This is a genomic window from Streptomyces goshikiensis, assembly GCF_014650555.1.
GTDB lineage: Bacteria > Actinomycetota > Actinomycetes > Streptomycetales > Streptomycetaceae > Streptomyces > Streptomyces goshikiensis.
Genome location: NZ_BMVE01000007.1, coordinates 454,224 through 467,802, shown reverse-complemented (window position 1 = coordinate 467,802; position 13,579 = coordinate 454,224). Strand labels below are relative to the sequence as shown.

11 protein-coding genes are annotated in these 13,579 nt (G+C 72.2%); 7 read left to right on the top strand and 4 right to left on the bottom strand.

The window, feature by feature from the left end; translation table 11 throughout:
• The coding region (locus tag IE248_RS22520; protein WP_308438170.1) for a carboxyl transferase domain-containing protein at positions 1–350 on the bottom strand (350 nt) is incomplete at its 3' end.
• 485 nt (positions 351–835) lie between these two features.
• Here IE248_RS22520 and IE248_RS22515 point away from each other — a divergent pair.
• From IE248_RS22515 to IE248_RS22500, 4 genes are all read left to right on the top strand, one after another.
• Entirely contained in the window at positions 836–3,730 is a 2,895-nt protein-coding gene (locus tag IE248_RS22515; RefSeq protein WP_190031522.1) for a helix-turn-helix transcriptional regulator, read from the top strand.
• Positions 3,711–4,607 carry a metallophosphoesterase family protein gene (locus tag IE248_RS22510; protein ID WP_037796951.1) on the top strand — a complete coding sequence of 299 codons (897 nt, stop codon included), beginning with the start codon at positions 3,711–3,713 and terminating at the stop codon, positions 4,605–4,607. The genes IE248_RS22515 and IE248_RS22510 overlap by 20 nt, the downstream gene beginning before the upstream one ends.
• Positions 4,604–5,347 (top strand): 4'-phosphopantetheinyl transferase family protein, encoded by a 744-nt coding sequence (locus IE248_RS22505; protein WP_100583911.1) that lies wholly within the window; start codon positions 4,604–4,606, stop codon positions 5,345–5,347. The genes IE248_RS22510 and IE248_RS22505 overlap by 4 nt, the downstream gene beginning before the upstream one ends.
• A 182-nt stretch (positions 5,348–5,529) precedes the next feature.
• Positions 5,530–7,191 carry a flavin monoamine oxidase family protein gene (locus IE248_RS22500; RefSeq protein ID WP_190031521.1) on the top strand — a complete coding sequence of 554 codons (1,662 nt, stop codon included), beginning with the start codon at positions 5,530–5,532 and terminating at the stop codon, positions 7,189–7,191.
• Positions 7,192–7,284: 93 nt separating this feature from the next.
• On the opposite strand, the gene IE248_RS22495 is transcribed toward IE248_RS22500, so the two are convergent.
• The 3 genes from IE248_RS22495 to IE248_RS22485 all read right to left on the bottom strand — a co-directional run bounded on the left by IE248_RS22495 (position 7,285) and on the right by IE248_RS22485 (position 10,084).
• A complete protein-coding gene (locus IE248_RS22495) occupies positions 7,285–8,697 on the bottom strand; it encodes a class I adenylate-forming enzyme family protein (RefSeq protein ID WP_037794802.1) in 1,413 nt (470 codons plus the stop codon).
• An 83-nt stretch (positions 8,698–8,780) separates the two neighbouring features.
• Positions 8,781–9,515 (bottom strand): thioesterase II family protein, encoded by a 735-nt coding sequence (locus IE248_RS22490; protein WP_008743182.1) that lies wholly within the window; start codon positions 9,513–9,515, stop codon positions 8,781–8,783.
• Positions 9,512–10,084, bottom strand: a complete 573-nt coding sequence (locus IE248_RS22485) for a sugar phosphate nucleotidyltransferase (RefSeq protein ID WP_190031520.1) — start codon at positions 10,082–10,084, stop codon at positions 9,512–9,514. The genes IE248_RS22490 and IE248_RS22485 overlap by 4 nt, the downstream gene beginning before the upstream one ends.
• A 324-nt stretch (positions 10,085–10,408) precedes the next feature.
• Here IE248_RS22485 and IE248_RS22480 point away from each other — a divergent pair, with 324 nt between their 5' ends.
• The 3 genes from IE248_RS22480 to IE248_RS22470 all read left to right on the top strand — a co-directional run bounded on the left by IE248_RS22480 (position 10,409) and on the right by IE248_RS22470 (position 13,543).
• Positions 10,409–11,473 carry an ABC transporter ATP-binding protein gene (locus IE248_RS22480; RefSeq protein ID WP_073794100.1) on the top strand — a complete coding sequence of 355 codons (1,065 nt, stop codon included), beginning with the start codon at positions 10,409–10,411 and terminating at the stop codon, positions 11,471–11,473.
• Positions 11,470–12,342, top strand: coding sequence for an ABC transporter permease (locus tag IE248_RS22475; protein WP_078489213.1), 873 nt, complete (start codon positions 11,470–11,472; stop codon positions 12,340–12,342). The genes IE248_RS22480 and IE248_RS22475 overlap by 4 nt, the downstream gene beginning before the upstream one ends.
• Before the next feature lie 163 nt (positions 12,343–12,505).
• A complete protein-coding gene (locus tag IE248_RS22470; protein WP_073794098.1) occupies positions 12,506–13,543 on the top strand; it encodes an ACP S-malonyltransferase in 1,038 nt (345 codons plus the stop codon).
• The last annotated feature ends 36 nt before the right edge of the window (positions 13,544–13,579 follow it).

The following is a 13,579-nucleotide window of genomic DNA, read 5'->3' as shown; positions in this document are numbered from 1 at the left end:
TCCATGATCTTGTGGATCTTCGTCGCGTGCGCCTCACCCAGCGCGCCACCGAAGATACGGAAGTCATGCGCGTAGACGAAGACCGTCCGGCCCTCGACCTTCCCCCACCCCGTGATCACACCATCGGTGTAAGGCTTCTTGCCCTCCAGACCGAACCCGGTCGCCCGGTGCCGGCGCAACTGCTCGACCTCATGGAACGAACCCTCGTCAAGGAGCAGCGCGATCCGCTCCCGGGCCGTCAGCTTGCCCTTGGCGTGCTGCGCCTCGGTCGCCCGGTCACTGGGCCCACGCCGGGCCTGCTCACGCAGCTCGCGCAGTTCGGCCACCTGCCCGGTGAGGTTCTTCGTCATGTGCCCTCTCGCCCCCGGCCCCGCGGATGCGGGCGTCATCGGTTCGCGCGGGCCTCCAAGGGCCCGCACCCCGCCATTAAACGAGCGGCGCGGGCGGCTTCTCCACCGCCTCCGACCCCTAATCTCCGCACGACCACCCCTAGAGCGGAATCAGGGGAATCCATGTGTATTTGAGGTTTCCTTGAGGTTTCCGAACGTGACGATACGGAACCATCTGCGATTCGGTTGAACCGATCGCGACCTGTCTGCGTCGCATCAAGAGATAAGGATCGTACGCAGGCAAGCGGAGCAATGTTGATAGAGTTCTGTCCGAACTGCCGAACGGGAAGAACCGGCCTGCCGTTTGACCAACGGTGAGCGCTCAATTCCATGCGCTCTCGGGCGCCGACTTCCTGCTGCGCGCGGGCGCTCGAATGAATAGCCATGTCATGCCATGAGACCGACATGCGACGTTTTCGTATCTCACCGGGGAGGCTTCCACATCCATGTTGGTGGAGCGAGACGAACAGATCGCCAAGCTGACCTCCTGGGTGTCCGGCGCCGCCCGGCCCCACGGAAGCACACACGGAGCCACCCTCGGCAGCGCCCCTGAAGACCCCTCCAGACCCGGCCGGATCGCGGTGATCAGCGGCCCGGTCGCGTCGGGCAAGACGGCCCTGCTCCACCGCGTGCTGGAGCGGACCGCCGACTCGGGCGTCCGGCTCCTCAGCGCGGTGACCTCGGCCGCCGAACAGGACATCCCCTTCGGCGTGGTGGAGGAACTGCTGCGCGACACCACGGACACCGCGGGCTCACTCCCGCTCCTCGGGCCGGCCGGCGCCGAAGACCTCGTTCCGGCCCAGACCCTCATGGCCTTCCACGCCCGGCTCGCCGGGCTCGCGGCGCACGGACCCGTCCTGATCGCCATCGACGACGTGCAGTACGCCGATCCGCAGTCCCTGCACTGCCTGCGGTACGCCCTGGACCGGGCGCGCGGCACCGGCGCCCGGCTCTCCCTGATGGTGACGCGCGGCCCCGACGCGGGCGCGAGCCCTCCGCACGTCCTGGAGGAACTCCTGCGCCAGAGCACGGGACTTCGCCTGCGGCTGCGCCCCCTCAGCGCCCGGGGAGTCGAGGAGCTGCTGGCCCACCGGGCCGAGGAGGCGCCCCGTACGGCCACGGGCGCGCCCGACCCCGGGCACACCGCCCGGCTGGCCTCCGCCCTGCACGCGGCCACCGGCGGCAACCCGCTGCTCGTCCACAGCCTCCTCGAAGACAACGCGCCCCGGCGGCGGGGCGCGGACCCGGCCGCCGGATCCTTCCACCCGGGTGAGCGGTTCCTGCAGAACGCGCTGTTCTGCGTCCACCGGACGGGCCCCGACGGCCTGCTGGTCGCCCAGGGCATCGCGCTGCTGGGCAGCGCCGCCCCCCTGCCGCTGCTGGCCCGGCTGGTGGAGGCCGAGGAGCGGACGGTGGAGGAGGTGGTCGCCGCCCTCGGTGAGGCGGGCATCCTCCAGGGGGTCCGCTTCTGGCACGGATCGGTGCGGACGGCGGTACTGGAGAGCCTGGCCGACGACGACGTGTCCCTGCTGCGCCGGCGCGCCGCCCGGCTGCTGTACGAGGCCGGGGCGGCGCCGGTGGCCGTCGCCGCGCAGCTCCTGGGCCTCGGGAGCGCCCTGCCCGAAGAGGACTGGGCGCCGGGGGTGTTGAGCGACGCCGCCCACACCGCGCTGGCCTCCCAGCGGGTCGGGTTCGCGGTGCGCTGCCTGCGGCTGGCGGAGCTCTGCTCCCGGGACCAGCGGGAGCGGCTCCAGCTCCGGGCGAGCATGGCCAAGTTCATATGGCGGGTCAACCCGTCCGCCTGGGCGCGGGAACTGCGGCCGCTGAACGCCGCCTCCCAGCAGGGCTCGCTGCCGGTCACCGAATCGCTGCGGCTCGTCGGGGACCTGCTGTGGAACGGCTGGATCGACGACGCCGCGACGGCCATCCAGCACGCCCTGGAGGGCATGCCGGGCAACCCCGATGCCGCGCTCACCGCCGAACTGCGCAGCGTACGGCTGGTGCTGGCCTCCACGTACCCCACGCTGCTGGACCGGCTGGACAGCGCCTTCGGCCCGGCCCTGGAGAGCGCGGAGTCCCCCGAGCTCACCGCCGAGGACGGCGTCATGGCCGCGATGGGAGCGCTCCAAGGCGTCCTGAGCGCGGGCCCCGCGAGGCCCGCGGACGAGGAGCTGACCGAGCGCGCCGAGCGGATCCTGTCCGGTACGCGGCTCACCGAGGAGACCCACGTCACGGTACGGGCGTGCCTGCTGGCCCTGCTGTACGCGGACCGGCTGGGCGCGGCGACCCTGTGGGCGGACCGGCTGCTGGAGGAGGCCGCCGAGCGCGACGCGCCCGGCTGGACCGCGGTCATGCAGGCGATGCGCGCGCACATGGCGCTGCGCCGCGGCGAACTGGTCCAGACGCGGCGGCTCGCGGAGGAGGCGATGGAGCAACTCCCGCCGCACGGCTGGGGCGTGGGCATCGGCATCCCGCTGGCGGCCCTCATAGAGGCACGGACCGCCATGGGCGACCACGAGGCGGCGGCGGCGCTGGTGGACCACCCGGTGCCGGAGCAGATGCTGCTCACCCGCTACGGACTGCACTACGTCTACGCGCGTGGCAGGCACCAGCTCGCCACCGGACGCCACCACGCGGCCCTCACGGACTTCATGACCTGCGGGCGGCTGATGCGCGAGTGGGACATGGACCGGGCGGGGGTGGCGCCCTGGCGGGTCGGGGTCGCCGAGGCCTCGCTGGCCCTCGGCAACCGCGGCCAGGCGGAGCGGTACGCCCGCGAGCAGCTCGCCGAGGACGCCGGACAGCGGGTGCGGGGCCTGGCCCTGCGGGTACTGGCGGGCGCCCGGCCGCTGGCCGAGCGGCCCGCGCTGCTGGAGCGGGCCGTGACCCTGCTCCAGGAAGAGGGCGACTCCCACGAGCTGGCCCGCGCCCTGACCGACCTCGCGGTCGCCTACGAGCAGCTCGGGGACACGGCCCGGGGCAAGACCTGCACCCGCCGGGCGTGGCGGATCGCCGAGGCCTGCGGGTCCCGGGACCTCTCCCTGCGCCTCCAGGCCGACCAGCCCCCGCAGAGCGCGCCGCCGCGGCCGGTCGCGGCGCCGGAGCCGAGCTCCGTGGCGCCGGGGCCCGGGCCGGAGGTGGTGTCCACGCTGACGGACGCCGAGCGCCGGGTGGCGGCGCTGGCCGCGCACGGGTATACGAACCGGGAGATCGGGGCCAAGCTGTTCATCACCGTCAGTACCGTGGAGCAGCATCTGACCCGGGTCTACCGGAAGATCAACATAACTCGTCGTCAAGACCTGCCGGTCAGTTGGGACATCGATGTCGCACACACTGCCTGATCCCACCGCCTCGGCCGGGCCCGCGCCCGGGCCGCGGCTGCTCGCGGTGAGCGACCTGCACATCGGGATGGCCGACAACCGGCCCATCACGGAGTCGCTGCGGCCCACGCACCCGGAGGACTGGCTGATCGTCGCCGGTGACGTCGGCGAGCTGACCGAGGACATCGAGTGGGCGCTGCGCCTGCTGGCCGGCCGCTTCGCCAAGGTGGTGTGGGCCCCGGGCAACCACGAGCTGTGGACCCCGCGCGAGGACCCGGTCCAGTCCCGCGGCGAGCAGCGCTACCAGTACCTGGTGGAGCTGTGCCGCAGGCTGGGCGTGGTCAGCCCCGAGGACCCGTGGCCGGTGTGGCGCGGGCCCGGCGGGCCGGTCGCCGTCGCCCCGCTGTTCCTGCTGTACGACTACACCTTCCGGGTGGCCGGCACCACGACCAAGGAGGAGTCGCTGGCCCGGGCGTACGACGCGGGCGTCGTCTGCACCGACGAGTACCTCCTGCACCCCGACCCCCACCCGAGCCGGGACGCCTGGTGCCGGGCCCGCGTCCGGGACACGCTGCGCCGGCTGGAGGCGCACGACCCGTCGGTGCCGCTGGTCCTGGTCAACCACTTCCCGCTGGTCCGGGAGCCCACGGACGTGCTGTGGCACCCGGAGTTCGCCCAGTGGTGCGGCACCGTGCTCACCGCCGACTGGCACCGCAGGTTCCCCACGGCCGCCGTGGTCTACGGACACCTGCACATCCCCCGGACCACCTGGTACGACGGGGTGCGCTTCGAGGAGGTGTCGATCGGCTACCCGCGCGAGTGGCGCCGGCGCGGCCACCCCAAGGGGCTGCTGCGGCAGATCCTGCCGTACACCGAGGGCGAGGAGGCCCGTACGTGATCGAGACCCTGCTGCCCGAAGGGGTGTGCGCGAGCGAGGCCTTCGGGCCGGACGGCGCCGCGGTGCTCTATCCCGAGGAGGCGGCGCTGGTCGCCGCCGCGACAGAGGGGCGCCGCGAGGAGTTCACCACCGTACGGGGCTGTGCCCGCCGCGCGATGGCGGCGCTCGGGCTGCCGCCGGCGCCCGTCCTGCCCGGCAGGCGCAACGTGCCGGGGTGGCCCGCCGGAGTGGTGGGCAGCATGACCCACTGCGCCGGCTACCGGGCCGCCGTCCTCGCCCGGGACACGGACCTGGTGGCGGTCGGCATCGACGCCGAGCCCGACCTTCCGCTGCCCGGGGGCGTGCTGGAGTCGATCGCCCTGCCGCAGGAGCTGGCGTGGGCCCGCACCCCGGTGGCCGGGCCCGCCGGGGTGTGCCGGGACCGGCTGCTGTTCAGCGCCAAGGAGGCCGTGTACAAGACCTGGTACCCCTGGGTGGGCACCGAGCTGGACTTCGAGGACGCGGCCCTCTCCTTCCGCGTGGACGACGACGGCGGGGCCGACGGCTCGCGGCGCGGTACGTTCCGGGCCCGCGTCCTGCGTCCGGGAACGGCCCCCGACGGGCGGCCGGTGACCGGGTTCGGCGGCCGCTGGCTCGCGCACCGCGGCCTGGTCGTCACCGCGATCGCCGTACCCGCCCGGCGCGCGGCGGACCCGGCCCCGTACGACGCCGCGGGCGGGGTGGGTCACCCGGGTCGATAGGGGTTGTCCGGCTCCGGGGCCGCTGCGTAGCGTGCGAGGACCGGACCGATCGTGCACGGCGTACCACGGCGCGTGGGTCTCCCGCCGTCCGGGCCCCGCCGCGACGCCGCGTCCCCGGCCGCGCCCGGCTCGTCTCCGGTTTCCCCGGACACGATGCCGAACCGGCCCGAGAGGTACTCCAGATGACATCAGCAAGCCCGGCCCCGACCACCATGCTCGTGCCGGACTTCCCGTTCTCCTACGACGGCTGGCTGCGCCATCCGGCGGGTCTGGGCTCCCTGCCGCCCGGGCGCGCCGGGACGCCGGTGGCGGTGGTGGGCGGCGGGATGGCCGGGCTCACCGCGGCGTACGAGCTGATGCGGCTGGGGCTGCGCCCGGTCGTCTACGAGGCGGATCAGGTGGGCGGCCGGATGCGCTCGGTGCCCTTCCCGGGGCAGCCCGGCTGTGTGGCGGAGATGGGCGCGATGCGCTTCCCGCTGTCGGCCCGCGCGCTGTTCCACTACATCGACCTGCTGGGGCTGGAGACGAGCCCGTTCCCCAACCCGCTGGCGGCGCACACCCCGAGCACCCTCGTGGACCTGGGCGGCGTACGGCACACCGTGCGCAGCGCGGAGCAACTGCCCGACGTCTACCAGGAGGTGGCCGTCGCCTGGGAGAAGGCGCTCCAGGAGCGGGCGGAGCTGGCCACGATGCGCGACGCCGTCCGCCGGCGTGACGTCGAGACGCTCAAGCACGTCTGGAACCGGCTGGTCCGGGAGTTCGACGACCAGTCCTTCTACGGTTTCCTCGCCACCAGCGCGGCGTTCCGGTCCTTCCGGCACCGGGAGATCTTCGGGCAGGTGGGTTTCGGGACCGGCGGCTGGGACACCGACTTCCCCAACTCGCTGCTGGAGATCCTGCGGGTGGTCTACACCGAGGCCGACGACCATCAGGTGGCCATCCTCGGCGGCTCCCAGCAGGTGCCGCGCGGGCTGTGGGAACACCGGCCGGAGGTCTGCGCGCACTGGCCGGCGGGCACCTCGCTGGCCTCCCTGCACGGCGGCTCCGCCCGGCCCGGCGTGCGCGCCGTGCGGCGCGACGGGGCGGAGTTCACCGTCACCGACGCCGACGGGCGGCGGGAGCGGTTCCCGGCCGTGGTCTACACCCCGCACGTGTGGACGCTGCTGAACCGTGTGGAGACCGATCCGGAGCTGCTGAGCCCGCCGCTGTGGACGGCGGTGGAGCGGACGCACTACATGGGCTCGTCCAAGCTGTTCGTCCTGACCGACCGGCCCTTCTGGCGCGACGTCGATCCGCGGACGGGGCTGCCGGTGATGAGCATGACGCTCACCGACAGGATGCCGCGCGGGGTCTACCTCTTCGACGACGGCCCGGACCGCCCGGGGGTGATGTGCCTGTCGTACACGTGGAACGACGACTCCCTGAAGATGGCGACGCTGAGCGCGCGGGAGCGGCTCGACGTGCTGCTCGGCAAGCTCGCGGAGATCTACCCCGGGCTGGACATCCGCTCGCACGTGGTCGGTGATCCGCTGACCATCACCTGGGAGAACGAGCCGCACTTCATGGGCGCGTTCAAGTCGAACCTGCCGGGCCAGTACCGCTACCAGCGAAGGCTGTTCACTCAGTTCATGCAGCGCGGGCTGCCCGGCGGGCGGCGCGGCTTCTTCCTGTGCGGCGATGACGTGTCGTGGACCGCGGGGTTCGCGGAGGGTGCCGTCACGACGGCCCTGAACGCGGTGTGGGGCGTACTGGACCACCTGGGCGGGGCCACCCATCCGGACAACCCCGGCCCCGGTGACCTCTACGAGGAGCTGGCTCCCGTCGAACTGCCCTACGAGGAATGACGGCCGGCGGCTGACGGCCCGGGACGCGGCCGACGAAGGGCGAAAGGCGCCCCCGCCTCGGGCGGGGGCGCCTTCACCGTGCCGTCGGGATGCTCACGCCTGGGCGGCGGCCAGCTCCGTCAGCGCCTTCTTGTCGGGCTTGCCGTTGCGGTTGAGCGGGAACCGCTCCAGCACGACGACCTTGTTGGGCTGTTCGAAGGCGGGCAGTACGGCGCACAGCCGTTCCCGCCAGTGGCCCGCCTCCCGCATCTCCTCGTCCTCGACGAAGAACACCAGCTGTGAGCCGCGCAGTTCGTCGGGGAGGGGCACGATCCGGGTGGGACAGCCCTCGGCGGCCGCCTTCCGTTCGATCAGCTCGGGGTAGAGCGTGTAGCCCATGCGGTGCACGGCGAACTTGCGGCCCAGGACGTGCAGGTTGTCGCCGGCGTCGAGGTGTCCGAGGTCGCCGGTGGCCTGCCAGCCGGTGGAGTCGGCCCAGACGATGGTGCCGTCGTCGGCGACCTGGCCTTCGAGGGCGTCGGGGGTGTCGACCTGGATCTCGCCCGTCTCCCCCGCGGGCAGCTCGCGGCCGTCCTCGTCGACGATCCGCAGGCGGATGCCCTCCATGGCGCGGCCGCAGGCGACCGGGTTGTCGAGGGTGGCGAAGGAGATGTTGCCCAGTTCCGTCGAGCCGTAGCTGTCCAGCAGCGGCAGCCCGAACTCCGCCACGTACTGCCCGACCAGGGGTGCGTCGAGCGGGGCGGCGCCGACGCAGAACATGCGGGTGGCGGAGAGGTGTTCGCGCAGCGCCGGCTTGCGGTTCATCAGGCTGAGGATGCTGCGGTAGCTGGACGGGGTCGCGTCGATGACGGTGACCCCGGCGTCGCGGGCCATCCGCAGGGCGCGGTCGAGACGCCGGTAGGGGGCGATCACCAGGGAGCAGCGGGTGAGCCATGCGATGAGGACCATCGACAGGCCGTACTGGTGGGCGAAGGGCAGCAGCGGCATCAGGACGTCATCGGCCCGGTGCCCCACCTGGTCGGCGTTGCGCCGCAGGTTGCGCAGGAAGGAACCCCCGGACTTCACCACGCCCTTGGGGGATCCGGTGGAGCCGGAGGTCCACATGATGAGGCCGTCCGGCAGTTCGCCCCACGCGTCGAAGGACAGGGCGGGGGCGGTGGGCTCGTGGTCGGCGACGGCCACCATGAGCTCGTACAGGTGGATGGGGTCGGCGTCGGGGTAGACGGGGGTCTCGTCGTCGACGAAGGTGACCTTGACGCCGGTGCGCAGGGCGATCCGGCGGGTCTCCTCGGGGTGTTCCTGCTGGTCGACGAGGACGATCGAGGCTCCGACGTGCATGAGCGCGTACAGCACGCACACGTAGCTCGCGGAGTTGCCCGCTTTGAGCATGACCCGGTCGCCGAGGCCGATGCCGCGTTCGCGGATCGCCTCGGCCACCCGGAGGGCGTCCTGTTCGAAGTCGTCGACGGGCCGTACCGAGTCGGCTGCAAGTATTCTCGCGGTCATCGGTCGCACAATGTCCTTCCTCACATGGGGATGGGGGTTCGGTGGGTGCCGCCCCGCGGTCCGTACAGCGGGGCCGCCCCGGGTCACTCCGGGTCCGGTGCACCGAGCGAGATCAGCTGGTCGTGCACGATGTTGACCACCTCCCGGCGGTGTGACTTCAGGTATCCCTGCGCGCCCGGGAAGACCTCCAGGTCGAACCGGCCGGAGGTGCAGCGCCGCCAGGCCCGGACTCCGGCCAGCGCGGCGCGCGGGTCGTGGTGGGCCGTCAGGGCGACGACCCGGCAGTTGAGGGCGGGCGGTCCGAGGCTGCCGCGGTGGCCGGGGGCCGTCCGCCCGGAGACGAAGAGGGTCAGCGGCGCGTGTGCGTACGTCTCCCGCTCCAGCCGGCAGCCCACGGAGTAGGCCAGCTCGGCGCCCAGCCGGTGCCCGAACAGCGCGAAGGGGCGGTCGGCCCAGCCCCGTACCGCCTCGAAGACCTGATCGGCCAGTAACGCGGCCGCCTCGGGGTCGAGGTCCTCGTCGGCGGGCATGGAGGAGGGGTACTGGACGATGAGCAGCTCCACGGTGGGCAGCAGCAGCTCGGCCATGGCCAGGTAGCACAGCGGGGAGTTGCGGGAGCTCGGGAAGCAGATCATGCGGTAGCTGCTCGGGAGCGCGGGCTGCCTGATCTGGATCAGGCTGACCTCGTCGGGGGTGGCCTCCCCCGTCGGCGGCCGGGTGTGCTCGTGCGGCGCGCTCCCCGGAGCCGCGCCCCGGACGGTGCCCGTGACCCGCGGGTCGGGTGCACGGCCGGCGCCTCCGGTGCGGAGGGCCTTCATGAAGCGATCTGGGCCTCGTCGTGGTCGCCGGCGGTGCCGGATACGACCTCCAGGCCCTGGCCGGTCAGCCACCGGAGGACCTCGGTGATCTCCAACTCGCCGTGGGCGCAGGGCTGGACGGCCTCGACGGCCCGGTGCACGGCGTCGGTGAAGAAGTACACCCCGGCCCTGCCCGGCACTTCCTGCGCGACCGGGCGGCGGCTGCGGAACTCCTCCAGCTGCTCGCCGATCCCGCCGGGTACGAAGCCGTCGCCCGGGTGCGTCACGAAGTCGTCGTCGCCCAGCCAGTCCCGCGCGGTGCGCACGGCGTGGGCGAGCCCCGCCGGCCGGCGGCGCGGCAGGTAGGTGACGCTGACGCCGAAGCGGGCGCCGTCGCCGACGGCCGCCCGTACCTCGTCGGCGGTGTCGCCGAGGACGATGCCGACATCGGTGATGCCCGCGTCGGCGATGTCCTCCAGGGCGTGGAAGAGGACGGGCTTGTCGGCCGCGGGGTGGGGCTGCTCGGGGGAGTTGACGGGCAGGGGGTGGAGACGGGTGCCGGATCCCCCCGACAGGACGAGTGCTTTCACGGGGTCTCCTCGCGAAAATGGTGAGGCGAGCGGAGCTGATCCGGCGCGGTCACCCGGGGATGCTATGAGGATATTCGCCGGGACCGCCAGACGTGATCACCCCTATTCCCCCCTAAGCATTTCCTTATTCCCCCCTAGGTGCGGGTCCGGCCGGAGCGCTACCAAGTCCCTCATGCTAGACATGGCGCACGCACATCATTTCCGCGTCCCATTCAGTCGGCGCCCGACGCGCGGCCGGTCACGCGATATTCCCATGCGGACCCGCCGGCCCGCCGTCGCCGCGTCCCGCTTGATTCGCAGGCATAAATGAAACCTGAACGACCCGTGGATTCCGCTGTCGTGGTCGACGGACTGGTCAAGAAGTACCGGGACCGTGACCGGCCGGCGGTGGACGGCTTGAGCTTCTCGGTCCGCCGGGGTGAGGTCTTCGGATTCCTGGGCCCGAACGGGGCCGGCAAGACCACGACCATCGGCATCCTCACCACCCGTGTGGCCCCCACGGCGGGGCGCGCCTTCGTGCAGGGCGTGGACGTCGTGGCCCATCCCGCCCAGGCACGCCGGGCCTTTGCCGTCGTACCGCAGCGCAACAACCTCGACCAGTCGCTGACACTGCGACAGAACCTGACCTTCCACGCCGGCTACCACGGCATGGGCCGCACCGAACGGCGCAGGCTCGCCGACGAGTGCCTGGAGTGGGTGGGGCTCGGCGACCGCGGCAAGGACCGCGGCGACCGGCTCTCCGGCGGCCAGGTCCAGCGCGTGATGATCGCCCGGGCCCTGATGCACCGGCCGGACGTGCTCTTCCTCGACGAGCCGGCCAACGGCCTCGACCCGCAGGCCCGGCTGTTCATCCACGAGCGGGTGGCCGAGCTGAGCGGGCGCGGTGTGACCACCGTGCTCACCACCCACGACATGGACGAGGCCGCCCGGCTCTGCGACCGCGTCGGGATCGTGGACCACGGGCGGCTGCTCGCCCTGGACACCCCTCAGGCGCTCATGCAGAGCCTGAGCGGCACCGCCCTCACCGTGACCGTGCGGCCGGCGCAGGCCACCGGTGCGGCGGAGGTCATCCGGCTGCTGGAGCGGATCGAAGGGGTGACCCGGGTCGAGCGCATCGAGCCGGGCCACCCCACCGATGCCGCGGACGCCGCGGCCGACGGCACGACGGCGCCGGGCACTTCGGCGGACGTCCCCGATCTTCCGGCGGGCCGGGAGGGCGCGGACGCGCCCGTACGGCTGCGCATCTACAGCGACGCGCCGTCCGGCGCGGTGCTTCCGGCCGCCATCACCACGCTGACGGCGGCGAGCTGCGACATCAAGGACATCAAAGTGGGCACCGCGACACTGGAGGACGTCTTCATCTCGCTGACCGGGCGGGAGCTGCGATGACGACCGCCACAGCCGCCGAGAAGGCCACCGCAACCGCCGCCGACCCGGTCGCGGACTTCCCGCGGGAGCTGAGGCCCGCGCCCGCCGGCGTCCGCTCGGTGACCCGTACGTTCTTCTTCATCCTCTGGCGGGACATCTTCGTCACCGGCCGCGAACTGCCGACCTTCCTGGCGCAGGTGCTCGTGGAGCCGTTCTTCATCCTGTTCGTCTTCGGCAAGGTCCTCGGCGAACTCGGCTTCACCGGCGGCGGCTTCCAGCAGGTGCTGCTGCCGGGCGTGGTGGCGCTCAACGCCTTCCTGGTGAGCCTGCAGAACACGGCGCTCCCGCTGATCATCGACTTCTCGTGGAGCAAGGAGATCGAGGACCGGCTGCTCGCCCCGATCCCGACCACCCTGGTGGCCATCGAGAAGCTGGTCTTCGGCATGATGCGCGGCGTGATCGCCTCGCTGCTGATGATCCCGATGGGCTTCCTCGTCCTCGATCACGCCTCCTGGCCCATGGACAGCTTCCCCGCCACCCTCGGCGTCCTGCTGATGGGCGCGCTGGCCGGCAGCACGGTGGGCCTGACCATCGGCACCCTGGCCCCGCCGCGCCACATCAGCATCGTCTTCGCGGTCACGCTGACCCCGCTGATGTTCACGGGCTGCACCCAGTTCCCGTGGCACGGGCTGGCGGACATCCGCTGGTTCCAGGTGCTGTGCGCCTTCAACCCGCTGACCTACGTCAGCGAGGGGATCCGCTCCCTGCTCCTGCCGCCCGGCGGGCCCGGCTCGATCCCGCTGTGGGTGGACGTGCTGGCCCTGACCGCCGCCATCCTGATCTTCGGGACGATCGGCATCAAGGGCTTCCACCGCAGGGCCCAGGACTGACCCGCTCCATCTCACCCTCCGGCCTCGTGCCCGGACCGGCGCACCCGCGCCCGGCCCGGGTACGAGGTCTTTTCCCGTCAACGGCACCGCAATGACACCGAAATGGCACCGAAAGAACAGACCGGTGTCACGGCATCCCGGAAGCAAAGGTATTTCACGGATCATGACTCATTCCGATGCGATTCCCGCGGTCAGTACGGCCGAATCCACCAATTCCCGGACCGGCACCGCGATCGTATTCCCCGGCATGGGCCCCGCGTCCTTTGCCGAGGTCGGCAAATTCCTGATGCTCGACCCGTACGCACGGGTCCGTCTGGCGGAAGCCGACGAGGCTCTCGGCTATTCGGTGTTCGACCGTTTCCGGGATGCCGAGGAAGACTATTCGGTCGATTTCCAGATCGCCTTCCTGGTGAACTCGATGGCGCTGGCGGACCGGGCCGTGGACACCCTGGGCGTCTCCCCCACCGTCTGCGCCGGCCCCAGTTTCGGCCAGCGGGCGACGGCCGCCTTCGTCGGCTCGCTCTCCTTCCCCGACGTGGTCCGGCTGACGGCCGAACTGGTCCGCTGCGAGGAGGAGTTCTTCTCCTCCGGCGCGTACGAGGACGTGGTCACCCACTGCTTCGTCCGCACCCCGCAGGACCGCCTGGACGAGATCCTCGCCGGGTTCGACGACCGGGGCGCCTGGTACGACTTCTCGGGCCACCTCGACGCCGGCTTCCACATGCTGTCCGTACGGGAGAAGGACCTCGACGCCCTGACGGCCGGCATCAGTGCGGCGGGCGGCTACTCCATGTACTCGATGCGGCCGCCCGTGCACGCGGCGGCCTTCTCGGCGCTGCGCCGCAAGGCCGAGGAGGAGGTCTTCGGCGCGTACGAGCCGGGTGCCCCCGCCCTTCCCGTGGTCTCCGACCACGACGGGTCGGTCGTCCGGGACGCCGCGGGGATGCGCGCGATGATGCTGGACACCTTCGACCGGCCGATCCACTGGCCGGGCATGGTGGAGTCGCTCAAGGGCCTCGGCGTGGGCACGCTGTACGTGACCGGCCCGGACAGCCTCTTCCACCGGCTGGACGTCACCAAGGCGAACTTCGAGGTCGTCGCGGTGGGCCTGCCGAAGAAGCGGGCCCGTGAGCGCGAGCGGGAGCGGGCGCTGGAGCGGTCCCGCGCGACGCGGGCCCAGCGGGCCGTCCCGAGGCCGTGACGGCCTGACGGAGCGAACAGAGCGAACGGGGCCGGG

Excerpts from the sequence above, each read along its gene's own strand:
- IE248_RS22515 (WP_190031522.1), top strand. The coding sequence starts at position 836 with ATGTTGGTGGAGCGAGACGAACAGATCGCCAAGCTGACCTCCTGGGTG.
- IE248_RS22510 (WP_037796951.1), top strand. The coding sequence starts at position 3,711 with ATGTCGCACACACTGCCTGATCCCACCGCCTCGGCCGGGCCCGCGCCC.
- IE248_RS22500 (WP_190031521.1), top strand. The coding sequence starts at position 5,530 with ATGACATCAGCAAGCCCGGCCCCGACCACCATGCTCGTGCCGGACTTC.
- IE248_RS22495 (WP_037794802.1), bottom strand. The coding sequence starts at position 8,697 with ATGACCGCGAGAATACTTGCAGCCGACTCGGTACGGCCCGTCGACGAC.
- IE248_RS22490 (WP_008743182.1), bottom strand. The coding sequence starts at position 9,515 with ATGAAGGCCCTCCGCACCGGAGGCGCCGGCCGTGCACCCGACCCGCGG.
- IE248_RS22475 (WP_078489213.1), top strand. The coding sequence starts at position 11,470 with ATGACGACCGCCACAGCCGCCGAGAAGGCCACCGCAACCGCCGCCGAC.
- IE248_RS22470 (WP_073794098.1), top strand. The coding sequence starts at position 12,506 with ATGACTCATTCCGATGCGATTCCCGCGGTCAGTACGGCCGAATCCACC.